23 protein-coding genes and 3 tRNA genes are annotated in these 24,137 nt (G+C 38.2%); 16 read left to right on the forward strand and 10 right to left on the reverse strand.

Going from position 1 to position 24,137, the window contains the following annotated elements; all coding sequences use genetic code 11:
* Positions 1–162: 162 nt before the first annotated feature.
* The 5 genes from DRW42_RS05260 to ileS all read right to left on the reverse strand — a co-directional run bounded on the left by DRW42_RS05260 (position 163) and on the right by ileS (position 6,501).
* Entirely contained in the window at positions 163–843 is a 681-nt protein-coding gene (locus DRW42_RS05260; RefSeq protein WP_113947772.1) for a 3-keto-disaccharide hydrolase, read from the reverse strand.
* 230 nt (positions 844–1,073) lie between these two features.
* Positions 1,074–1,592 (reverse strand): DUF4269 domain-containing protein, encoded by a 519-nt coding sequence (locus DRW42_RS05265; RefSeq protein WP_113947773.1) that lies wholly within the window; start codon positions 1,590–1,592, stop codon positions 1,074–1,076.
* Between the two features lie 491 nt (positions 1,593–2,083).
* Positions 2,084–2,686, reverse strand: a complete 603-nt coding sequence (locus DRW42_RS05275; RefSeq protein ID WP_113947775.1) for a lipoprotein signal peptidase — start codon at positions 2,684–2,686, stop codon at positions 2,084–2,086.
* On the reverse strand, positions 2,686–3,069 hold the full coding sequence (locus tag DRW42_RS05280) for a TraR/DksA family transcriptional regulator (protein WP_113947776.1): 384 nt from the start codon (positions 3,067–3,069) through the stop codon (positions 2,686–2,688). The genes DRW42_RS05275 and DRW42_RS05280 overlap by 1 nt, the downstream gene beginning before the upstream one ends.
* 30 nt (positions 3,070–3,099) lie before the next feature.
* Positions 3,100–6,501 (reverse strand): isoleucine--tRNA ligase, encoded by a 3,402-nt coding sequence (gene ileS, locus DRW42_RS05285; RefSeq protein ID WP_113947777.1) that lies wholly within the window; start codon positions 6,499–6,501, stop codon positions 3,100–3,102.
* 84 nt (positions 6,502–6,585) lie between these two features.
* Here ileS and DRW42_RS05290 point away from each other — a divergent pair, with 84 nt between their 5' ends.
* The 8 genes from DRW42_RS05290 (at position 6,586) to DRW42_RS05325 (ending at position 13,397) form a co-directional block, all read left to right on the forward strand.
* On the forward strand, positions 6,586–6,774 hold the full coding sequence (locus DRW42_RS05290) for a hypothetical protein (RefSeq protein WP_113947778.1): 189 nt from the start codon (positions 6,586–6,588) through the stop codon (positions 6,772–6,774).
* The gene (locus DRW42_RS05295) at positions 6,771–7,043 is read left to right on the forward strand and encodes an isoleucyl-tRNA synthetase (protein WP_208643502.1); all 273 of its coding nucleotides are present in this window, start codon (positions 6,771–6,773) and stop codon (positions 7,041–7,043) included. The genes DRW42_RS05290 and DRW42_RS05295 overlap by 4 nt, the downstream gene beginning before the upstream one ends.
* A 347-nt stretch (positions 7,044–7,390) precedes the next feature.
* A complete protein-coding gene (locus DRW42_RS05300; RefSeq protein WP_113947779.1) occupies positions 7,391–8,056 on the forward strand; it encodes a DUF6134 family protein in 666 nt (221 codons plus the stop codon).
* A gap of 1 nt (position 8,057) precedes the next feature.
* A complete protein-coding gene (locus DRW42_RS05305) occupies positions 8,058–9,071 on the forward strand; it encodes an SDR family NAD(P)-dependent oxidoreductase (RefSeq protein ID WP_113947780.1) in 1,014 nt (337 codons plus the stop codon).
* A 102-nt stretch (positions 9,072–9,173) separates the two neighbouring features.
* Complete coding sequence (locus tag DRW42_RS05310) at positions 9,174–9,965, forward strand: SDR family NAD(P)-dependent oxidoreductase (protein ID WP_113947781.1); 792 nt, start codon at positions 9,174–9,176, stop codon at positions 9,963–9,965.
* A 48-nt stretch (positions 9,966–10,013) separates the two neighbouring features.
* Positions 10,014–10,580, forward strand: a complete 567-nt coding sequence (locus DRW42_RS05315; RefSeq protein ID WP_113947782.1) for an RNA polymerase sigma-70 factor — start codon at positions 10,014–10,016, stop codon at positions 10,578–10,580.
* Positions 10,581–10,584: 4 nt separating this feature from the next.
* Entirely contained in the window at positions 10,585–11,535 is a 951-nt protein-coding gene (locus DRW42_RS05320; RefSeq protein ID WP_113947783.1) for a FecR family protein, read from the forward strand.
* A gap of 5 nt (positions 11,536–11,540) precedes the next feature.
* Positions 11,541–13,397: an STN and carboxypeptidase regulatory-like domain-containing protein gene (locus DRW42_RS05325; RefSeq protein WP_147243668.1), complete on the forward strand. Its 1,857-nt coding sequence runs from the start codon at positions 11,541–11,543 to the stop codon at positions 13,395–13,397.
* Positions 13,398–13,472: 75 nt separating this feature from the next.
* Here DRW42_RS05325 and DRW42_RS05330 read toward each other — a convergent pair whose 3' ends face one another.
* The gene (locus tag DRW42_RS05330; protein WP_244215191.1) at positions 13,473–15,824 is read right to left on the reverse strand and encodes an efflux RND transporter permease subunit; all 2,352 of its coding nucleotides are present in this window, start codon (positions 15,822–15,824) and stop codon (positions 13,473–13,475) included.
* Positions 15,825–15,945: 121 nt separating this feature from the next.
* Between DRW42_RS05330 and recO the strand changes: the two genes are divergently transcribed.
* From recO to DRW42_RS05355, 5 genes are all read left to right on the forward strand, one after another.
* Entirely contained in the window at positions 15,946–16,671 is a 726-nt protein-coding gene (gene recO, locus DRW42_RS05335; RefSeq protein WP_113947785.1) for a DNA repair protein RecO, read from the forward strand.
* 183 nt (positions 16,672–16,854) lie between these two features.
* A tRNA-Val gene (locus DRW42_RS05340) sits at positions 16,855–16,932 on the forward strand.
* Between the two features lie 56 nt (positions 16,933–16,988).
* Positions 16,989–17,066 (forward strand) — tRNA-Val (locus DRW42_RS05345).
* A gap of 56 nt (positions 17,067–17,122) precedes the next feature.
* Positions 17,123–17,197 (forward strand) — tRNA-Val (locus DRW42_RS05350).
* 914 nt (positions 17,198–18,111) lie between these two features.
* Entirely contained in the window at positions 18,112–18,351 is a 240-nt protein-coding gene (locus DRW42_RS05355) for a GIY-YIG nuclease family protein (protein WP_113947786.1), read from the forward strand.
* Positions 18,352–18,645: 294 nt separating this feature from the next.
* Here the strand turns inward: DRW42_RS05355 and DRW42_RS05360 are convergent, their stop codons facing one another.
* A complete protein-coding gene (locus DRW42_RS05360; protein ID WP_113947787.1) occupies positions 18,646–19,062 on the reverse strand; it encodes a VOC family protein in 417 nt (138 codons plus the stop codon).
* 131 nt (positions 19,063–19,193) lie between these two features.
* Here DRW42_RS05360 and DRW42_RS05365 point away from each other — a divergent pair, with 131 nt between their 5' ends.
* The 3 genes from DRW42_RS05365 (at position 19,194) to DRW42_RS05375 (ending at position 21,935) form a co-directional block, all read left to right on the forward strand.
* The gene (locus DRW42_RS05365) at positions 19,194–20,105 is read left to right on the forward strand and encodes a UbiA prenyltransferase family protein (RefSeq protein ID WP_113947788.1); all 912 of its coding nucleotides are present in this window, start codon (positions 19,194–19,196) and stop codon (positions 20,103–20,105) included.
* Positions 20,106–20,338: 233 nt separating this feature from the next.
* The gene (locus DRW42_RS05370) at positions 20,339–20,965 is read left to right on the forward strand and encodes a class I SAM-dependent methyltransferase (protein WP_113947789.1); all 627 of its coding nucleotides are present in this window, start codon (positions 20,339–20,341) and stop codon (positions 20,963–20,965) included.
* Positions 20,966–21,038: 73 nt separating this feature from the next.
* Positions 21,039–21,935, forward strand: a complete 897-nt coding sequence (locus DRW42_RS05375; protein WP_113947790.1) for an NAD(P)/FAD-dependent oxidoreductase — start codon at positions 21,039–21,041, stop codon at positions 21,933–21,935.
* A gap of 15 nt (positions 21,936–21,950) precedes the next feature.
* On the opposite strand, the gene DRW42_RS29000 is transcribed toward DRW42_RS05375, so the two are convergent.
* The 3 genes from DRW42_RS29000 to DRW42_RS29055 all read right to left on the reverse strand — a co-directional run.
* Positions 21,951–22,115 carry a hypothetical protein gene (locus DRW42_RS29000; protein ID WP_167437790.1) on the reverse strand — a complete coding sequence of 55 codons (165 nt, stop codon included), beginning with the start codon at positions 22,113–22,115 and terminating at the stop codon, positions 21,951–21,953.
* A 205-nt stretch (positions 22,116–22,320) separates the two neighbouring features.
* Positions 22,321–23,775, reverse strand: a complete 1,455-nt coding sequence (locus tag DRW42_RS05380; protein WP_113947791.1) for an amino acid permease — start codon at positions 23,773–23,775, stop codon at positions 22,321–22,323.
* 172 nt (positions 23,776–23,947) lie between these two features.
* Positions 23,948–24,137, reverse strand: a 190-nt coding sequence (locus DRW42_RS29055; protein ID WP_208643503.1) for a hypothetical protein, incomplete at its 5' end; no start/stop codon positions are given.

Genomic DNA, 24,137 nt, shown 5'->3' on the forward strand with positions numbered 1-24,137 from the left:
GACTTCTTTTTTTTTGCTCAAGTGGTCGTCATTTCGAGCGAAGTGCAACGCAGCCGAGAAATCTGTCTCGAGATAGATCTCTCCACTCCACTATGCTTCGGTCGAGATGACGACCATTTTATTTAAAGCTATTAACAAAATTATGTGCAATGGAGCAAAATTTTATTTAGACAACTCTTTAATCTGCTTCAAATCAAGTTGTTTAAACTCTACTTCGCTGCCCTCAGCCTGTAAAGCAATCTGGCCGCTGCTTGCCGTACAGTTTGTGCCATAGTTTACCAGTGTACCGTTTACCCAAACTTTTACTTCGTTATTCAGACATTGTATTACCATGGTATTCCATTCGCCAACAGGTTTTTCGCTATCATCGGTCAGGTTTTTAATCCGGCGGAGTTTGTCGCCATTTACACCCCAGTTTTCCTTTGGGCCGCGGCGGGCAAGCATATCGGGTACGGTAATATCTTCTTCAATGCACCAGAAATCGCCCGCATCTTTATGCTGCATCTGTACTTCCAGCGATTTTGGGAACATACCATACAGCGCCCTCGGTGTTGATGCGTGAACGAGCACACCGCAATTGCCCGGTTTACCAGCAAAACGGTATTGAACGGTTAACTGGTAATTTTTATAAATCTTATCGGTTATTAAATGTCCACCAGGCGTACCTAAACTTACCAAAAGGCCGTTCCGCACGATAAATGGGTTAATGGTATCTGGCTTTTTATCCATCGCCGGTACATCTACGTGCCAGCCATTTAGGTTTTTTCCGTTAAAAAGACTTTTTTGAGCAAAAGCCGAAGTGCTCAATGTGATGAGCAGTAAAAGGATGTAATGTAATTTCATGATATTTGGTTTTCCCAAATATATTTTAAAAAATCGGAATAAGGTAGTGATTGTGTTCTGAGGTGATGTGGTGCAATAAGATGGAGGTTCTTCGACTCCGTTCATGATGCTAATTTAATAAACGACCGTCATTTCGACTGGAGTGAAACGGAATGGAGAAATCTATAGTTACCCTACTTATAGATCTCTCCACTGCGGTCGAGATGACGGCCCGCAGATGGGAGTATTAGTTAGATTTCTAAGTTTAGTAACTCCTCATAAGCATCCCCCTCAATTCTGAGTAATTTGGCAAAGGCAGGTTCTGTTTTGTACCCTTGCTTTCTTAAATTGATAATTTCCTGCCTGAATGCTTCACCTTTTTCCAGAAGTATTTTGTGTTCAATTAACATGTGGCGGTAAGCATTTTGCTGCGTTGTGGGAATCTTTTGCCCAAAGATTTCTATCTCAAATCCATCAATGATAAAATTGGCTTTAATGGCTTCGAATTTTGGACTTTTAGAAATTGTGAATTCTTTTTCCTGTCTGAACTGCTTTTTTAATGCACTGATGAATTCGTTTTGGTCGGATATTTCGCAGATGATGTCTAAATCACTGCTTTCAATATCAATATTAATCGGAATGGTCCCGACTAAAATGGGTTGATAGGGTAGGAGTTTTTCTAAAACCTGATGATCTGTTAAAACCTGGTAAACTTTCACCTGCTTTTCGTTTCCTGACTGGAGGTATGAGATATCGGGGAAATTGATCATTGTTTCTTATATAGATCATTAAACAGTTAGTCCTGATTGGTAGTACGACACCAAACAATAAATTAGGTTTTATTTTAATTGCAGGAAAGATTCTGAAATAAATTCAGGATGACGACCTGGCTGTTCAATATGCCAGATAAATACCTGGCTATTTGTTCCCTGCAGTATCCAAAGTTAATAAACCCGATAGAATGAATGCCAATGTATTTTAGCATTGTTGTGATTTTTATCTGGTTGGTTGGTTTAATGCCAGGCAAAAAGGAAAAGCACAGACCCCATTGGCAGTAAGGATAGCGGGAACAGACTTAAATATTTGCTTCTGTACCTGCTTTCCAAAAGAATTTGATTTATGTTTTGGCTCTGGCTCATTCTCGTTGGTTGGTGTGACACCAACCAATAAACGAAAAAAGCCCATCTCCGTTAAGAAATGGGCAATGTTTTATGTGATATTGAGTTATTCTTCTACAGGCTCAGAATGACAATTTATTAGATTAATCTTCCACAATCTCACTGTTGATGCTTACTTCATCTTTTACATCTTCTTTGAAGTAGTTTTTCTGGAAGATGAGGATCAATATCACCCCAACAGAAATGGCTGCATCTGCAAGGTTAAAAACAGGCCTGAAGAAAACAAACTCTTCGCCTCCCCAAATTGGGAACCAGGTAGGAAAATGTCCTTCGGCAATCGGGAAGTAGAACATATCTACCACACGGCCGTGGAACCAGCTTTCGTAGCCATAAATTTTACCGTAAAAAACGGAATCGATGATATTACCCAATGCACCTGAAAAGATAAGGGCAACGTTTAAAATTAAACCGCGGTGATATTTATGTTTGATTAAATAGTGCAAACCATAGCCAATACCTGCAACCGCTGCAATGCGGAAGAGAGATAAGGCCAGTTTACCAAATTCGCCGCCAAACTCCATACCAAAGGCCATCCCGTTATTTTCGGTAAAATGGATAATAAACCATTTACCAATGATGTGGAACTCCTGCTGTATGTACATGTGGGTTTTAACCCAGGTTTTAACCAGCTGATCGGCCAGTAAAACCAAAAAGATTACAATTAAAGGTTTTGTATAGCCTTTCATTAACTCTGCTTTAATTTAGCTTCCATGCTTAAAGTTGCATGAGGTACAGCGCGTAAACGTTCTTTTTGGATCAGTTTACCGGTTTCGCGGCAAATACCATAAGTTTTGTTCTCGATACGCACCAAAGCATTTTCCAGGTTATCTATAAATTTACGTTGACGGGCAGCCAATTGATTGATCTGCTCTTTTTCCATTGTTGCCGAACCATCTTCGAGTGTTTTGTAAGCACCTGAAGTATCTTCGGTTCCGTTAGCATTAGGATTACTTAAAGATGCGGTAAGCGAATTAAGTTCTTCTTTCGCCATGCGCAATTTATCTTGGATCAATTCTTTGAATTCCTGAAGTTCACTGTCTGAGTAGCGTGTTTTATTACTGTTTTCCATGTTTTTAATTTAGTTTTCTAATATATGGATTTATATTTTAGTTACTGAAATGCTTAACTCAACATCATCAATCACGATTTTGTTTGCATTATTTACAGTATCTGTTAATTCAAATTCATCGGCCAGTATTTCCGCGCAAATGTAACCCTTGTTTTTTGCAACTGCACCGGCCACCAAGTTATCATTTTGTAACGAAACTTTAATCCTATCGGTCACCTCAAAGTTCAATTCTTTCCTTAAATTCTGGATGCGGTTAACCAGTTCGCGCGAAATACCTTCCTGTTTCAGCTCTTCGGTAATGGTAACATCTAAAGCAACGGTTAAGCTGCCCAGGTTGGTTACCTGCCATCCTGGAATATCTTCTGCAAAAACCTCAACATCATCATTTAAATTGATGGTAAATTCTTCACCATTACTTCCAATTACGATGATGAAGCCATCATTTTCTAAACGCTGGATATCATCCTGATTCGAATATTCTAAAGCTGCTTTAACCAGGCTCATATCTTTTCCAACCTTTTTACCCAACGATTTAAAGTTTGGCTTAAGCTTTTTCTTTACGATGCCCAGTGTATCGGTAATGAATTCGATTTGCTTCACATTGGTTTCAGAAAGGATATAATCTGCCACTTTCGAGATTTTTTGCTCGAAATCGCCACTTAATGATGGAATTAAGATTTTCTCTAATGGCTGACGTACATTGATGCCTGATTTTTTACGCAATGATAAAACCATTGATGAAATATCCTGGGCATAAAGCATTCTTTCGTTAAGGGCATTATCGATTAAACTTTGATCGGCCTCTTTCCATAAAGTTAAGTGAACAGACTGCTCTGCATAAGCATCGGTAATGGTGAGGTTTCTGTATAACCAATCGGCAAAGAAAGGCGCTACCGGACTCATCAGTTGTGCCAGGGTTTCTAAACAGGTGTATAATGTTTCGTAAGCAGCGCGTTTATCGTCGGTCATTTCGCCTTTCCAGAAACGGCGACGGCTTAACCTGATGTACCAGTTACTTAAATGCTCATCAACAAAAGCCTGGATAGCACGCGTAGCTTTGGTTGGCTCGTACGTGTTATAACTTTCATCAACTTCGTTGATCAGGGTTTGCAATAACGATAAAATCCAGCGGTCTAACTCTGTTCTGTCTTCTACCTTGCTTAAATTGTTTTTGTCGATTTCGAATTTATCGATGTTGGCATATAAAGCAAAGAAAGAATAAGTGTTATAAAGGGTTCCGAAGAATTTACGGCGTACCTCGGCAATTCCATCAATGTCGAATTTTAGGTTATCCCACGGATTTGCATTAGAAATCATGTACCAACGCGTTGCATCGGCACCATATTCGTTAATGGTTTGGAACGGATCGGCGGCATTGCCCAAACGTTTAGACATTTTTTGTCCGTTTTTGTCCAGTACCAGTCCGTTCGAAACTACATTCTTATACGCTACTTTATCAAAAACCAATGTAGAGATCGCATGCAGGGTATAAAACCAGCCACGGGTCTGATCTACACCTTCGGCAATAAAATCAGCTGGGAAATCTTCATTTCCATCAATGGTTTCTTTGTTTTCAAAAGGATAGTGCCATTGTGCATAAGGCATAGCACCAGAGTCGAACCAAACATCAATTAAGTCGCTTTCGCGGTTCATTGGTTTACCTGACGGAGATACTAAAATGATCTGATCCACTACATTTTTATGTAAATCGATCAGGTCATAGTTCTCTTCAGACATGTTTCCGATTTCGAATCCTTTAAAAGGATTTTCTTTCTGGAAACCAGCTGCTATAGATTTTTCAATAGCATTATAAAGTTCTTCAACAGAACCAATTAATACTTCTTCTTTTTTATCTTCGGTTCTCCAGATAGGTAGAGGAATTCCCCAATATCTCGAACGTGATAAATTCCAGTCATTCGCATTTTTTAACCAGTTTCCAAAACGACCCTCTCCGGTCGATTTTGGTTTCCAGTTAATGGTTTCATTAAGGTCGAACATTCTGTCTTTAACATCTGTAACTTTAATAAACCACGAATCTAGCGGGTAATACAAAAGCGGCTCATCAGTACGCCAGCTGTGTGGGTAACTGTGAACATATTTTTCTACTTTAAAAGCTTTATTTTCTTCTTTTAATAAAATAGCGATTTCTACATCAACCGATTTTTCGGGAGCAGTGCCTGCATCATAATATTCGTTCTTAACATATTTGCCGCCAAAAGGACCAACATGTTTGGTAAATTTACCCTGTAAATCGACTAAAGGAACGGGAGTATCATTTTCGTCTAATACCAGCATTGGCGGTACTTCCGGAATAGCTTCTTTGGCTACTTTAGCATCATCTGCACCAAAAGTTGGGGAGGTGTGCACAATACCGGTACCATCTTCGGTAGTTACGAAATCTCCTGAAATTACCCTGAATGCATTTTCAGCATTTTGATACGGCAGCGTGTAAGTTAAAAGTTGTTCATATCTAATTCCAACCAATTCACTTCCTTTGCATTCGGCAAGTATCTGATAAGGGATTTTTTTGTCGCCAGCTTTAAAATTTGTAAAATCTTCAGCTTCATTGCTTTCGAAGAAAATTTTACTGAACTGCTTTCCAACCAGGTTTTTTGCCAAAATTACATTGGTTGGCAAGAAAGTATATTGGTTAAAAGTTTTGACTAAAACATAGTCGATTTTTGGTCCAACCGTTAAAGCCGTGTTTGATGGTAAAGTCCATGGCGTAGTTGTCCATGCCATCAGGTAAATATCGCCAAAAGCTTGTAAAAAAGCCGGTAGTGTATCAGCCAGGGCCTTAAATTGAGCAACAATTGTGGTATCGGTAACATCGCGGTAAGCGCCGGGTTGATTTACCTCATGCGAACTTAATCCTGTTCCGGCTTTTGGAGAATAGGGTTGGATTGTGTAACCTTTATAGATTAATCCTTTATCGTAAATCTGTTTTAAAAGCCACCATACCGATTCCATATACTTAGACTTATAGGTAATATATGGATCATCCATATCTACCCAGTAGCCCATTTTTTCAGTCAGGTCGTTCCACACATCAGTGTAACGCATTACTGTTTTTTTACAGGCCTCGTTATAGTCTTCAATAGAAATGGTTCTACCAATATCTTCTTTGGTAATTCCTAACTCCTTTTCGGTGCCAAGCTCAACAGGCAAACCATGGGTATCCCAACCAGCTTTTCTTTTAACCTGATAACCCTTGATTGTTTTATAGCGGCAAAAAATATCTTTAATAGCACGGGCCATTACGTGGTGGATGCCCGGCATGCCATTGGCCGACGGTGGTCCTTCGTAAAAAGTAAACGGATTAGATTTAGGACGGGATGAAATGCTTTTTTCAAAGATATTTTCCTTTTTCCAAAAATCCAGTATTTCCTGCCCTATTTTGGCAAGTTCCAATTGTTTAAATTCGCTATACATCAATCAAGTACCTCAAAAAATTAAAGGTTGCAAAGTTAACAGAATTGACTGAATTTTGGTAGTTTTGGTGTAAATACTTTTAATGTGAAATTATTTAATATCGGGCTTGCACTGATGATTGTGGCCGTAATTGCCCTGCCAATTGTTGCGGTAATTAGTCCGGCAAACCGCGATTTTGTACTTTACGCATTTTATTTCTGCGGCCTGCTCGAACTAATTGGGCTTATCTTTGTTTTAGTACATATTGTTACACTTAAAAGAAAGAATCCATGATTAAGCTATTGAAATTGCAGAAAGCTGTTTTTGTGCTCATTGCAGGCATACTTTCTTTTATCGCCTATAAAATTTTAAATGCCAACCATGTTAAAGGAAGCATTTATCTCCAGATGCTGGCCGGTGTACTGATGATAATTGGTGCGCTTTGGTTGCTTTACCCGATTCTGTTTGCCAAAAAAGATAGTGATGGCAATGCCGAAATCATTACCGACCCAACGATTGAGGTTCCGGAAGATGAGGAAGAGGAAAAAACTGCAACTGAATAAACCTACGTAAACCTTCTTAAACCAACGAGATTGTCTCTCTTTGAGCTTACGTGTTCTCAAATGTCTTATATGGTTTAAAAGGTTTTTGAAAAGCAATACCTGTATTCCATTTAACGTTCGTCCTGCTGTTCGCTTACCCCGATGAAAAATCGGGGCCACTTCCATCAGGATTATATTACTTAGGCTGGTGTAAGAAATAAAGAAGACCTTACAAGCCCATTCTATTTTAATATTCCTTTGCATCATCGCCTTGGGTTTAAACACAAGGCAAATAAAAAAATAATTTTCCGCGTAGGGGTAAATCCTTTATGAGTTGTAATAGCTCTAAATTAACAAATAGAGATACTATGATTCCTGCAATTATTATTTGGGTATGCAAGAAATATTTTGCTCCAAAAACCTACAAAAAATTCTCTTCCCAAAATCCGGTTAATCCGAAAATTGTTGCCACAGTACTTTTTCTCATCTGCTCATTGTCATCGGCTTTTGCGCAGCAGAGCAGGTTTAACATCAAACGTAATGGCGAGATTATAGGGCAGATGTATTTTCAGCAAAAAGAGGATGGTGACAATACTTATTTAACCATAACATCTAAAGTGCAAACCCGGTTTTTGTTTAAAATCAAAGTAGAAACCGAAGATCAGGCGCATTTTAAAAATGGCAGATTACTCACTTCAAATGTAAACAGGATTGTAAATGGCAATGCCAAAGAAGCTAAAAAAACAAACTGGCTCAATAATGTTTATCAGCTTAAAAGCGGCGATAAAACGAGTACGCTCAACCAACCCATCAATTACAATATGATGTTATTGTACACCAGAGAGCCGGTTAATATTTCCGAAATATATTCTGATAATTTCCAGTGCTTTATCCCCATTCAAAAAAATGGTGCACATCAGTATCGCATTAATCTGCCTGATGGAAATTATAACGATTACCATTTCGAAAACGGGATCTGTAAACTCGTTATTGTAAATCATTCATTGTACACCATCAGAATGGAAAGGGTTTAATATGGAAGCCGTTGCAAATAAATACCTGCGGGTTTTGGTTACCGGGGCTTCGGGTTTTATCGGTCGAAAATTATGCTTTGCCCTTGCAGAGATGGGTTACGATGTAATTGCACTTTGCAGAAATGTAAATCATCCGTTTTTGATTAAACACCGGAATATCCAGTTTGTAAAAGGTGATGTTTTGGATACTGAAAGTTTGGAAAATGCCATAAAAGACTGTTATCAGGTATACCATACCGCGGCAATGGCCAAAATGTGGTGTAAAAATGAGCAGGATTTTTATGATGTAAATGTAATCGGAACAAGAAATGTGCTTAACGCTGCATTAAAAACAGGAGTAGAGCGGGTAGTGCATACCTCAACCTGTGGCGTATGGGGACCGACATTGAATTTACCGGTTTCGGAGAATGATCCGAGGGCAGTCGGTTTTCCGATCAGTTACGAACGCACAAAATACCTGGCCGAGCTGGAAGTGAAGGCATTTGTGAAGAAAGGTTTGGAAGTGGTGATTGTAAATCCTTCGAGGGTATATGGCGATGGGCCGATTACCGATAGCAATACGGTGAGTAAAATGGTTACAGGTTACATTAATGGTACCTGGCATTTTATTCCCGGCGACGGAAAAGCGATTGCCAATTATGCTTTTGTTGATGATGTAGTAGATGGACATATCGCGGCCATGAATAATGGAAGAAACGGCGAACGTTATATATTAGGCGGGGTTGACGTTTCATTTAATGGTTTTTTCAATACCTTAAAACAGCTTACAGGTAAACAACGGAGTTTATATAAAATCCCGGTAGGTATTATTAAAGCATATAGTTTGCTGGAATCGCTAAAGTCGAAACTCTTTAATCTTACACCGTTTTTTCTGCCAGAATTTGCCGATAGGTTAAAATGCAATCAACAGTATTCGAGTAACAAAGCCATTACCGAATTAAATTACCGGATTACGCCTTTTGCGGTGGGATTAGGAAAAACCATTAATCACTTTAAGCATAAAACAATTTATTAACCACGGATGAAAAGGATGCACACAGATAGAATTTTAACAATTGGATCCTAACGATCTGTGTTTATCTGTGTAAATCTGTGGTTAAGAATTAATAAACATAAAATGAAACAGTTAACAGCATTGATTACAGGGGCGAGCGAGGGTTTGGGTAAGTCTTTCGCCATCGAAGCGGCCAAACGCGGACTCGCACTGGTTTTGGTTTCGTTACCCAACAGCGGATTGGAGCACTTAGCAAATTATCTCCGCATAAACTTTAACAGCAAAGTGCATTGCATTGAAACAGACCTGACCAACAACAATGCTGCAAGCGAAATATTCGAAAAATTAAGGGAGCAGAACATCAAAGTTAACGTTTTGATCAATAATGCTGGTTTAGGAAACTGGAGCTGGTTCGAAGATAAAAATGTAGAGTTTTACCGAACCCAGATCGACCTTAACATTACCAATACCGTGCTGCTTACCCGTTTATTTTTAAACCATATCGATAAAAGAACGGCAAGTTATATTTTAAATGTGGGCAGTTTGGGCGGACATTTTATCGTTCCAAAAAAACAGGTTTATGGTGCAACCAAGTCTTTTATTGGTTATTTTACCCGTTGCCTGCAGCTCGAACTAAGCGGCACAAATGTGCACATCAGTTTGTTGAGCCCTGGTGGCATTAATACCAAGCCCGAATTGCTGGTAATGAACAATGAACTCAGAGGTTTTGCAAAAGCCACCATTTTAGAAGCTGATTATGTGGCCAGAACAGCTATGGATGGTATGTTGAAAGGAAAAAAAGAAATTATCCCGGGTTTTGCCAACCGCTTTTTACTCGTGCTCGATAAAATTATCCCGGGCTTTTTAAAAGAAATCATTATTAGGCGTAAATTGAAATCGATTTTAACGGAATAATTTAAACCCGAAACCTGTAAGGTTTTTAAAACCTTGCAGGTTTAGCTTATGGAAAATAACGATACCCACCTTATCGGATTAATTAAAAGCGGTAATAAACAGGCTTTCGACGAAGTATTTTTAAAATACTTTAAAAGTCTGCATGCCTATGCTTTTACCATCATTAGGGAGAAAGATGATGCTGAAGAGATTGTTCAGAATGTGTTTGTACGTATCTGGACAAAAAGGGATCAGCTTAAAGAGGATGGTTTTTTAAAATCATTCTTATACCGTTCGGTGCATAACGAAAGCTTAAATTACCTGAAACATCAAAAAGTGAGATCGAATTTTAATATCCATTATGCCGATGTTGTGAAAAACGACACCGGAAATTTAAATACAGAAATTATGGCAACAGAGCTGGAGAAAAATATCCATTCGGCAATAAACGAACTGCCCGAAAAATGCAGGAATGTATTTCAGCTGAGCAGGTTCGACCAGATGAAATATCAGGAAATTGCCGATGCGTTAAACATTTCTATCAAAACGGTAGAAAACCAGATGGGTAAAGCCTTAAAAATTTTACGGCTTAAAGTAGTCGATTTCCTGATCCTCATTTTTATATTATTGAAATAAGCTTATGGATAAAAATTATACAAATATTAACGATGATGTACTTGCAAAATACCTGCTTGGAGAGGCTTCTGTAGCCGAAATTGAGCAGGTGGAGGCCTGGGTAGCATCAAATCCGGATCACCGTAAGCAGCTGGACGATTTCAGGACGATACTGGAGAAAAGTAAACTTCAGATCGATCATTCGATAAATGAACATCATGCTCTGGAGCGGTTAAATATTCGCTTGCAGAAAGAAACCAAAACCATCGGTTATAAATTTGTGCTGCGCTGGGTAGCTATAATCGCTATCATTTTTAGTGCAGGCTTATTTTTCTATAACAATTTAATTGGCAATAAAACCAATTTGAACAGTGGTAATGAAACTTTGACCCAGATTTTGCCTGATGGTTCTACCGCGATATTGAACAAACAATCTTCTATATCTTTTGTAGGTGGATTTTTTAATAAAACCCGCGATGTTAAACTAAAAGGAGAAGCTTTTTTTAAGGTTAGTGCCGATAAATCAAAGCCTTTTATCATCAGTATTAACGATGTGCGGGTAACCGTGGTAGGTACTGCTTTTAATGTAAAAGGTGATGGTAAAAGAACAACTGTAATTGTAGAAAGCGGTATCGTTAAGGTAAATAATCAAAGTGATAGTGTGCGTTTAACTGCTGGCGAAAAAGTAGATGTTGCTCAGAATCAGGCACACTTAACCAAGAGTGAAAATCAGGGTAAACTGTACAATTATTATTATACCAACAAACTGGTTTGTGATGGAACCCCTCTTGCTGAACTGGTTGCCGTGCTTAACGAGAAATTTAAGTCGAATATTGTGATCACAACCCCTGCATTAAAGGCACTTCCGATCAGTACTACTTTTAAAAATGAATCGCTTAAAGAAATTCTGAATGTGATTGCAGAAACTTTTAAAATAAGAGTAGAGTACGGGCAAGGTATAATCAAACTTAAATAAAGACTATGCGTACGCTCAAAATTATTGTTCTATTCCTCTTATTTTCAAATAGTTTGGTTAAAGCGCAGTCTATCTTATCCAGAAATATTTCCCTCAATATCGATCAGCAGAAATTAGATTCGGTATTGGCCACGATAGAAGAAAAAGGCGGTTTCAGGTTTTCGTATAACAGTAATATATTACCAGTTGATAGTTTGGTGAGTATTCATGAAAATAACCTGAACATCGCCGAAACCCTCGATAAATTATTAAAACACCGGTTCGAATACCGCCAGTCGGGTAATTTTGTGATTATCCGTTATGCGCCGCTCGAGCTGGTTCTGCTCGTTAATGAATCGGTTGGCAATCCCGAACTTTATACCATTACGGGTCAGGTTATAGATAAACAAACCAATAAACCGATACAGGATGCCAGTATTTATGAGAAAAATCTGCTGGTTTCCGAAATATCTGATGGGAACGGTTACTTTTCTATGCGTTTAAAAGATATTACGCAACCCATTTCACTAACCGTAAGCAAAGAAAATTATAAATCAACGATTACCCACTTTTTGGCCGAAGTAAACATTACACCTAAAAAAGAAAGTACTAGTGAGCAATTTATTACTGGTAATTTGGATGATGTAGAAAAAACCTGGTTGGGCAATGCCCTGGTTACTGCACAACAAAAAATTCAATCAATTAATATCGGTGGATTTATTTCGAAGGCACCATTCCAGTTTTCACTTATTCCCAGATTAAATTCACATGGCTCATTAAGCGGACAGGTAGTAAATAAATTTTCGCTTAATGTAGTTGGGGCTTACAGTGCCGGCGTAGATGGGGCCGAAATCGGTTTCGGTTTCAATATCGATAAAAGCGATGTGCAATATTTTCAGTTTGCCGGCGGTTTCAATCTGGTGGGCGGTAATGTCCGTGGAGCACAAATAGGTGGTTTTTTCAATTATGTAATTGGGGATGTCCGGGCTGTACAGATTGCCTTGGCTTATAATCGGGCAGGCAAGGGTTTCGAGGGTTTGCAAGTAGGTGGAATTTATAATAACGTTAATCAGGATGTGAAAGGTCTTCAACTTTCATTAGGGCTCAATACAATAGGCGGAACCTTAAAGGGTTTTCAAACAGGTGCCTTGAATCTTGTTAATAAAGACACTAAAGGTGTTCAGATTGGAATTGGGGGAAACATAGTACGTGGTAGAACAAGCGGAATACAGATTGGTGGCATTGCCAATATCGATAAAGAAAGCAGCGGCGTAAATCTTGCAGTGCTCACAAATTTTACCGGGCTAACTGCTAGTGGACTACAAATTGGTGCAATTAATTATGCTAAAAATTTAAAGGGGGTACAGCTTGGGGTTTTTAATATTTCAAATCAAAACGATGGCTATTCAATTGGTTTGATCAACGTGGCTCTAAAAGGTTATCATAAATTCAGTTTTGGTACGAACGAAAGCACAACTTATAATATGGCTTATAAAGGTGGCAGCAAACGTTTATATAATATGTTGATGTTTGGTATGAACACAAAATCTTCAGAAAAAATGTATACTGGTGGGTTAGGTTTTGGAAAGGAAATCAGCTTTTTTAGAAAAATTTCCCTAAATCCTGAAATCAGCACTCAGTGGGTATATCAGGGCGATTGGAATTATATTAATCTGTTGGGTAAGTTCGAACTTCCGGTAAACATCAGATTAAATAAGTGGCTGGCCATTCAGGGCGGTCCCTCTGTTAATGTGTATCACACCAAACAAAACACCAAAATCGGTGATTTTGGATTGTTGCAGGAAAAACACCGCGATTTTACCTTTAAAGATCCGAGGTATACAGGCTGGATAGGTTGGAATGTAGGATTGGTTGTTTTGTAAAAATAGCCTTGGGTTTAAACCCAAGGCTATAAATCATATCGCATTTAGTTTTTGCGTCTAAAACTCCCAACTCAATTAATGGTCAAACTCCCCGGCATTTTTCGCCGATTCCTCATCAGAAATTATTTTTCTTACTTTCTTTTTATCTAACCACAATACCAATGCCGGCAATAATGTAAGATTGAAAATCAAAGCCACCAATAAAGTGATCGATAGGAGCAATCCCAGTACTACTGTTCCGCCGAAAGTAGAAGCGGTAAAAATCCCGAAGCCAAAAAATAGAATAAGCGCAATATGTGTCATACTTACCCCTGTTTCGGTAATCGTATCTGTAATTACCTTCGGAACGCTAAAATTGGTCAGGTTTAATTCCTGCTGATATCTGGTGAGGAAATAGATCGTCTGATCGGATGCCAATCCAAAGGCAATGGTGAAAATTAAGATGGTAGAAGGTTTTAATGAAATACCGAAATAACCCATAATTCCTGCCGTAATGATTAACGGCACAATGTTGGGCAATAGAGAAATAAACATAATGCCCAGGCTTTTAAACTGCATTAACCTTAATAATGAAATTAAAATAATGGCCAATGCAATACTTTCTACCAGGTGTTTTAACATATAGTCTGTCCCCTTCGAAAAGATAATGCTCGATCCGGTCAGTTCTACATCAAACTTAGATGGAGGCAAAATACTATCGATACGCGGTTTTAACTCGAGCATAATTGCATCCAAACGTTTAGAGCCAACGTCAGCCATTTGAAAACTGATCCTTGTACTCTGGTTGCCCTTACTGATAAAATTGGTTAACAAACTGGCATTTCCTTTTCCGCCGTTGGCAATGTATGCCAGAATAAAATTCTTTTCTAAATTATCCGGCAAACGGAAAAATGTAGAATCATTGTTATAAAAGGCTTGGGTAGCATATTTCAATCCCATGTTTACCGAAATGGAGCGCGAGAACTCAGGATAGGCCGAAATCATTTTCTCCAGTTTTTCCATTCTTTTCAGATTGGTTAAATTGAAAACGCCGTTCTTTTTCTTGGTATCAACACTAACTTCCAGCGGTAAAATGCCTTCAAAATTTTTCTCAAAGAACTTTAAATCCGTTAAAATTTCAGAGTTTTTCGGAAGGTCGTCAACCACGTATCCGTTAACGTTAATCTTCATTACCCCAATAAAAGCAATGATGGAGATAATGATTGTTCCGATATAAATCAATCCACTTTTATGTTGTACAAGCGTATCGGTTTTAACCAATAATTTATGCAGAAAACCTTCGTCTATATGTGTTTGCGGTTTAAGTTTTGGCGCTGGCAGGTAGCTAAAGATAATCGGGATTAAACATAAACACATTAACCAGGTAACCATTACGTTAATGGAAGCTACGCTGCCAAATTGCATTAAAAGTTCACTTCCGGTAAAATACAATACCCCGAATCCGATAGCTGCAGTAATATTCGCAATTAGCGTGGTGATGGCAATTCTTTCTATGGTTACGCTTAAGGCACGCTGTTTATCGCCGTCTTTTCTAAGTTCATTCTGGTATTTGTTCAACAATAAAATACTGTTAGGGATACCAATAATTACAATAAGCGGTGGAATTAGTCCTGTTAAAATGGTCAGTTCAAAACCAAATAACACCAATGTGCCGATACTCCAGATTACGCCCATTACCACTACAAGAATAGGGAAGAACACCGCGTAAAATTTCTTGAAGAAAAACAATAAAATTAGTGCTGAAACCAGTATCGATAAACCTAAAAAGAGTACAAACTCGTTGCTAACCAGTTTACTTACGGCGGTGCGGATATAAGGCAGGCCCGAAATATGTACCTGAATTTTACTAGATGCCTGGAAAGCTTTTGCCTTGGCTTCGATTTCTTTTAGTATCGGATTACGTTCTGCTGTGTTTAAGATTTTGGTATCGAAAGTAATGGCCATTAAAGTAGCATTCTGACGGTTATAGACTAATCCTTCGAAAAATGGATTGCCATAAATGGTATTCTTAATTGAGTCCATTTCGGCATCAGTTTTAACCAAACCGCCTGGTAACGGCTTTAAAACAAATTTTTGGTTCACGGTATCTTTTTCCAGCTGAAAAATCCGTCCGGAAGATAAAACCTGCTTAATTCCCTTTAATTTCTGGATTTCGTTAGAAAGCTGAACCCATTGATTATAAATCTCTTTTTTAAAAATATCAGGCGACTGGATTCCTACTACCATCACACTTCCATCTTCGCCGAAAGTCTTTTTAAAGAGGTTATATTTTACAAATGCGCTATCGGTAACGGGCAGGATTTTGCTCCCCGTATAGGAGAGTTTAACATTTTTGGCCTGATAAGCCATAAAAATGGTTCCTAAAACAAAAAATACGATGATTGCGATACGGTTCTGAAGAATAAATCTCGATAGCTTAACCCACATGTGCAGCTTAGTTTAATAATAATTTTAATGGCAAAACTAATCTTATTTGTAAAACGCGATTACTTTTTGCACAATTAAATTTGCACAAATAACATACTTTTGAAAAAATTGTTTTAACAGTATGTTGCATAAAGTGAGGGGCATTGTTTTAAAGACCACCGATTATAGCGAAAGCAGTGTGGTGGTACAGGTACTTACCGATAAATTCGGAATGCAATCTTATCTGATTAATGGAGTTAAGAAGCCGAAAGCCAAAATTAAAATGAACATGCTGCAATCGCTCCATTTGCTTGATATGGTGGTTTATCATAAGGCAAATACGAATATTCAGCGGATATCCGAGGTACGGCAAACACCGGTTTTTAAAAGTATCCCATACGATGTAATCAAAACCAGTATAGTTATTTTTTTAAACGAGGTTTTGTATAAAAGCATCAGGCAGCAATCGGCTGATGAAAGTTTATTCGATTATATTTTTAACTCCATAGCCTGGTTTGATGAAGTAGAAGAGATCAATCCCAACTTTCATTTATCCTTTTTGTTAAAATTGACACGCTTTTTAGGCTTTTCGCCAAACGGTAAAAGACGGAACGATCAGATTTATTTCGATTTGCAGGAAGGAGAATTTAGTTCACGTGTACCAATCCATCCCAATTACCTTAACCTGGATGATGCCCTTGGCTTTATTTCACTTTTTGAATCCCCCCTCGAAAAAATTTCTGAAATAAAATTAAACAATACGCAGCGACGCTTTCTGTTAGATAAGGTATTGGTTTTCTATACCTTACATACAGCTTCGTTTGGGGTGGTGCAATCACATAAAATCCTTGAAACTTTGTTAAGTTGAAAAAAAAGAAAAAAAGATTTGCAGAACAGTTTTATAGCGCTATATTTGCATTCCCAAACGGAGGATGGGGCATTAAGTTTGACAAAATATAAAAGGGAAATTAGCTCAGCTGGTTCAGAGCATCCCGACATTACAGTCGGGAGGGTCGGATCGAAAAAGTGAGTTGATTACTTAAAAGATAAAGGGAAATTAGCTCAGCTGGTTCAGAGCACCTCGTTTACACCGAGGGGGTCGGGGGTTCGAACCCCTCATTTCCCACCAAAGCCTTTCAGTTTACTGGAAGGCTTTTTTATCAAACTTTTTAAAACATAACAATAGGGAAATTAGCTCAGCTGGTTCAGAGCACCTCGTTTACACCGAGGGGGTCGGGGGTTCGAACCCCTCATTTCCCACCAAAGCCTTTCAGTTTACTGGAAGGCTTTTTTATCAAACTTTTTAAAACATAACAATAGGGAAATTAGCTCAGCTGGTTCAGAGCACCTCGTTTACACCGAGGGGGTCGGGGGTTCGAACCCCTCATTTCCCACATCTAAAGCCTTTCAGTTTACTGTAAGGCTTTTTTTTTATGGTTGAAATTTAAGTAGGCCTCGTTTACACAGAGGGTCGTCCCGATTTAGATCGGGATCATTTCCCACACTTAAAGCCTTTCAGTTTACTGGAAGGCTTTTTTTATGGTTGAAATTTAAGTGGGCCTCGTTTACACCGGGGGGCGTCCTGATTCTGATTGGGATCATTTCCCACACTTAAAGCCTTTCAGTTTACTGGAAGGCTTTTTTTATGGTTGAAATTTAAGTAGGCCTCGTTTACACCGGGGGGGCGTCCCGATTTAGATCGGGATCATTTCCCACTAAAGCCTTTCAGTGTACTTGAGAGGCTTTTTTTATGGTTGAAATTTACGTATGCCTCGTTTACACCGGGGGGCGGCCCGATTTAGATCGGGATCATTTCCCACTAAAGCCTTTCAGTTTACTGGAAGGCTTTTTTATGGTTGAAATTTAAGTAGGCCTCGTTTACACCGGGGTCGTCCCGATTTAGATCGGGATCATTTCCCACTAAAGCCTTTCAGTTTACTTGAGAGGCTTTTTTTATGGTTGAAATTTAAGTATGCCTCGTTTACACCGGGGGGCGTCCCGATTTAGATCGGGATCATTTCCCACTAAAGCCTTTCAGTTTACTGGAAGGCTTTTTTTATGGTTGAAATTTAAGTAGGACTCGTTTACACCAGGGGGTCGTCCCGATTCTGATCGGGATCGTTTCCAAAGCATTTGTCTTAAAAAGTTTTTGCAATACTATTTGTTCTGTCAAATAAAATAACTATCTTGATATAGATAATTAGAGGTATTTGGTTTACACCAAGCATACCCTTTGATACAGAAATCGCTATGCAAATTAGATTTCTAAAAAAATAAAACGTCCCACAATAATTAACAATTGTTCGAGATGTTTTACACCTACATTTTATATTCGAAAATCCGTGACAAATATTATATCGGATCCACTATTAACTTAAAAGAACGGTTAAAAAAACACAATACAAATCATGCTGGTTTTACCGGACACACGGGCGATTGGTGTATAGTTTGGTTTCAGCTTTTTGAAACTAAAAAAGATGCAATACTTAGGGAAAAGCAAATTAAAAACTGGAAAAGCAGAACGATGATAGAAAAATTAATTGGATAGCTGAATTATCGTATTTTGTTTACACCGGGATCGTCCCGATTCTGATCGGGATCATTTCCCATACTTAAAGCCTTTCAGTTTACTGGAAGGCTTTTTTGTTTATAGGACAAATTCAAATAATAACCAGAATAAGTATTTAGGCTCGTGCTACAATGCGATCGTCATGCTGAATTTATTTCAGCATCTTTTATGCTATAAAGACCCTGAAATGAATTCAGGGTGACGCACGAATAAGTTTACTTATAAAGATCCTTCGCTGAGCTAAGGATGACAGCCTTTTATCAATCAAAAAAACTATTTTGGCTCCCATAACTCAATTTTATTGCCTTCTGCATCCATAATATGGATAAACTTACCAAAATCATAAGTGGCAATTTCGTCAAGAATGGTTACCCCGTTTTCTCTTAGTTTCTCCAATAGTGCTTCCAGGTTTTGAACGCGGTAATTGATCATGAATTCCTTTTTTGATGGAGAAAAATATTCATCACCTTTTTTAAACGGGCTCCATTGAAGTGTTTCAACTTCATCAGGGTTATTGATATTCCGAGAGTCGAAACTCACCGAACCCCATGCGTTAACTTCAACCCCTAAATTTTTGGCATACCAATCTTTTGTCTCTTTCGGGTTGTCTGAAAAAAAGAAAATACCTCCTATACCAGTCACCTTTGGTGTAATATCTGTATCTGGAGTTAAGTTTTTTGAATCTTCCATATCGTTGTTATTTTTAGGATTATAATTTTATTGGTCAATTTATTGCTGACCCTAAGATAGCAGAAAATCGGTTTTATTATTTATCATATTCAATTATATATCCGAAATTGCCTGCTGAAAAACGGTAGCGAATGCTCAATAAAATAATCAGGTTTATTTTCTTTGGAAACTACTTTGTGGGCATTCTGGCGGTGGCTTTAACCCTCGAAGCCACCTTTCAGTTGAGGTTGCCTTTTAACTCCTTAAATTACTACCTGCTGTTGTTTTTGGCACCAACCATTTATTACACTTACGCATACAATAAAGTTTCTACTGCACCTTCCAGCACTAATCCACGCAACCAGTGGTATTTTAAACACAAAACATTTATTAACTGGAGTCAGGCATTACTTTTTATTACCTGCATGCTGCTGGCTGTTAATCTGCTATGGCAGAACTATCAGCATATTCTGGCACTTCCTTTAACTTATTGGATTGCCATAGTAATTATTATTGTAGCAGGCGGCTTGTATTATGGTTTACTCCCCAGGTCTTTTTTAAAATTTAATCTCCGCAACACCGGCTGGCTAAAGGCTTTTGTAATCGGTTTTGTATGGGCCTGTTGTGCCAACGTGCTCCCGCTGATTATGCTTAAAATTGAAACTGGTGTAGGCTATCATGATTCGGTATTATGGACGTGGTTATTTATTAAAAACTGGATGTTCTGTACCGTAAATGCCATCATTTTCGATATTAAAGACTACCCGACCGATGCCAATAAACACCTGCGGACATTCGTGGTACGATATGGCTTACGTAAAACAATTTTTAGCATACTAATCCCTTTGTTAATTATTGGTTTAATTTCCCTGGGAATATTTGCCAGCTACAAAGGTTTTGGTTTACCTCAGGTTTTATTTAATGTACTTCCGTTTATAATGACCATTTATATTGCTTATTCCATGCACCGGAGAAAAAACATCCTCTACTACCTGATGGTTATTGATGGATTGATATTATTTAAGGCAATATGTGGAATTATAGGAATGCAGTTTGTGCATTAGGGGTTAACTGTTTAAACTATATTGGTTAATTGTTTAAACTATATTGGTTAATTGTTTAAATCGGTTAACTGGTTAATTGATGACTATGTTTAATTAACCAATTTAAACAGTTAACCGATTAACCATTTTAAGCTCTTGCACGGTACGATTAACCAATTTGTACAGTTAACCAATTAACCAGACAATGGCACGGTTCAATTAACCAATTTCAACAATTAACCGATTAACCAAAAATGAACAACAACTACGATAAAATAGCCAATCATTACGATACGTTAAGTCGCCTGGTGTTTTTTAGGTCGCAGGTTAATGCGCAGGTGAACCAGCTTGGGTATATTCCCGAAAATAGTACAGTTTTAATTGCTGGTGGAGGTACGGGTTGGATTTTAGAAGAATTAGCTAAGGTTCATGTAAGCGGATTGAAGATTGTTTATGTTGAGATTTCAGCTAAAATGATCGCACTTTCCCAAAAACGAAATTATCAGGGCAACCATGTCGATTTTATAAACCTGGGCATTGAGGATTTCAAAACTGACAAAAACTTTGATGTAATTTTAACTCCTTTCCTTTTTGATAACTTCGTTGAAGAGCAGGCAGCTAAAGTTTTTGAACAATTAAACCGCTACCTGAAAAAAGATGGATTATGGTTTCTGGTCGATTTTTCTCTAAATAAAAAAAACGGAAAATGGTGGAAATGGGTGTTACTCCAATCGATGTACAGTTTTTTTAAGATTTTAGGTATGGTAGAGGCGAATCACCTGATTGATATGGTTCCGTATTTCTTAAAAAATGATTATAAGATAATCGAAGCACGGTCGTATTATGGAAGTTTCATTAAAGCTTTTATTTTCAAAAAATAAAATGACATTCATTTAATGCATCTATGTTGCATTTAAAAATTGAATTCAGATCTTTGTTTTAAAAAATAAGGATATGGATTTTGATGTAATTATAATTGGTGGCAGCTACGCAGGTTTATCGGCTGCTTTAACTTTGGGTCGCTCAACCAGGAATGTTCTGGTAATCGATGCCAGCGAACCCTGCAATAAACAAACCCCACATTCTCATAATTTTTTAACACACGACGGCGATAGGCCTGCCGATATTTCGGCTGCTGCAAAAGCCGAAGTTTTAAAATACCCAACCGTAAAGTTTGTAGAAGGAAAAGCTATCTCAGCAAAACAAACAGAGCAGGGGTTTAGTGTAGATTTGGAAAATAGCGAGCATTTTACCTCCCGAAAATTATTATTGGCCACAGGTTTAAAAGATACATTGCCTGATATTAAAGGTTTAGCTGCATGTTGGGCCATTTCTGCCATACACTGCCCTTATTGCCATGGTTTTGAAGTGAAAAATGAAAAAGTAGCTTTATTGATGAATGGAGAGCATGCATTCGAAATGTCGAAAAATATACAGCTGCTGAATAAAGATTTAACCATTTTAACCAACGGGAAATCGGAATTAACGGATGTGCAGACCGAAAAATTAAGATCTAAATCGATAACCATTGTTGAAGATGAAGTGGTTGAATTCGAACATCGGGATGGTTACCTTGAAAATGTTGTTTTTAAAAATGGAAAAAAATTAGCCCTAAAAGCAATTTATGTTAAACCCGAAATCACACAGCATTTAAACTTTGATAAACAATTAGGTTTTGAATTAACCGATCTGAAAATAATAAAAGTAAATGAGCAGCAGCAAACCACTGCCAAAGGCGTTTATGCCGCAGGAGATTGTACAACCTTATTCAGGTCGTTATCTATTATTACAGCGTCTGGAACCATGGCTGCAGTGATGATCAATAAGGAATTAATTTCTGAAGATTTTTGATTAACCATCGGAAATTTAAAATAAAATTGCACCAGCAATTGTAGCAATAAACATGGCAATTATTACAATTCTATCGGCGGTAATCCATTGTTCTCTGGTAAGTGGTACTGCAACTTTTTTTACCGTTTCTGTTTTGTGCTTGGTAAGCCTGAAAACCGATGTGTCTAATTTAATAATCATGGGATAATGTTTTAATAGGGTCAGTTTTTCTAAGACAAATCCCAGGCCAAAAACCAGGAAAAATGTTAAATTGTTAATAACTTATATTTTTTCTTAATTAATTGATATTTATACGGTTGTAAAATACTGACGGTAAATAAAAAGGGTGATCAGGTTGTTTGATATTCAATACAACTTGATCACCCCTGGTATACAATGGTTGATTTTACTCGTTGTGTCCTGCCATTTCTTTTTCCCTGAGTTTACTGTTCTTTTTGCCGTACCAAAAATAAATGGCCAAACCGATAATTAACCATACGGCAAGTCTTAACCAGGTTTCCCAGGGTAAAAATACCATCATGGCAATACAGGTTAAAATTCCCAGAATCGGGATTAATGGCACCAATGGAACCCTGAAAGGACGTTTCGCTTCGGGATCGGTTTTTCTTAAAATCAGGATGCCTACACATACCATTAAAAATGCCAGTAAAGTTCCGATACTGGTCATTTCGCCAACCACATTCATGGGTACAAAAGCCGCGAAAAGACCAATGAATAAACAAAGAATGATATTCGATTTGTAGGGTGTTTTAAATTTAGTGTGTACGTCAGAAAACATTTTAGGCAATAAACCATCTTTACTAATCGAGTAAAACATCCTCGATTGTGCCATTAAATCAATTAAAATTACTGATGTATAACCAATTAAAATGGCTAAAATAATCGCCTGACTTAGCCATGCATAAGGTGTTTTTTCGATGGCTATGGCTACCGGGGCACCGCTGTTGGCAAATTCTTTATAATTGGCCAAACCTGTCATCACGTGGCCAAAAAGTCCAAATAAAACAGTACAAACCACTAAAGAGCCGATAATACCAATAGGTAAATCCCGGGCTGGTTTTTTGGTTTCCTGCGCAGATGCCGCAACAGCATCAAAACCGATAAATACAAAAAATACCAATCCTGCACCACGTAATACACCGCTCCATCCAAACTGACCAAAGGTTCCGGTATTTTCGGGGATATAGGGATGATAATTTGCCGGATCAATATATTGCCAGCCTAAAGCAATAAAAACCAATACTACGCCAACTTTCAGAAATACAATAATCCCGTTTACAATGGCCGATCCTTTTGTACCACGGATCAATATCGCCGTCATTAGTACCACCACAAGCGCTGCCGGAATATTGATGATACCATGAATGGTAGAGCCATCGGCCAGTTTAGCGGTTTCGAAAGGGGATAAGGTTAACTGCGGAGGGAGGTAAATGTGTAAACTGGCTAAAAATTTGGTTAAATATTGCGACCAGCTGATGGCTACAGTAGCGCAGCCAACAGAATATTCCAAAACCAGATCCCAGCCGATAATCCATGCAAAAAGTTCGCCCATGGTAGCATACGAATAGGTATAGGCACTACCCGCAACCGGAATCATCGATGCAAATTCTGCATAACACAGTGCTGCAAAACCACAGCCTAAAGCCGCAATTACAAAAGATAAGGTTACTGCAGGGCCCGAATGGTTGGCTGCTGCCAAACCCGTAATGGAAAATAAACCCGCGCCAAGTGTTAGGCCAACACCGATTAAAATAAGGTTTATGGGGCCTAAAGTTCTTTTTAAGGTTCCTTCGCCACTCTCGTTTGCCTCAGCAACTATGCTGGCAATAGATTTCTTCATGAAAATAAGTTAAGACGCTGCAAAATTATTAAAATATATTAATTCTATAGTATTTATATATATTATTCGTATGTAGCCTACGAAGTTTAAAAGCGTAGGTATACGGGCAGACTTTGGGATACTAAAGCAGTTAGAATGAATTTCTTCTTTTGGAAAATTTGCGTGCCGCTTTTCATAGGGGCCTGCAGTCCCGCCATCGCTTGTAGTCCTCTCCCGATGAAAAATCGGGATGCGGGCTACCCGCTCTGTCGGGTTTATTTACAAGGGGCTGTTCTGGCATTATCCCAAAGCCATTAATCGTAACAACAGCCCTATCCACCTTAAACCTCCTATGAATAAAACTCTTTTCAAGTGGCTTTGGA

Origin of the sequence: Pedobacter miscanthi (assembly GCF_003315595.1) — a bacterium.
In the GTDB taxonomy this organism is placed as follows: Bacteria; Bacteroidota; Bacteroidia; order Sphingobacteriales; family Sphingobacteriaceae; genus Pedobacter; species Pedobacter miscanthi.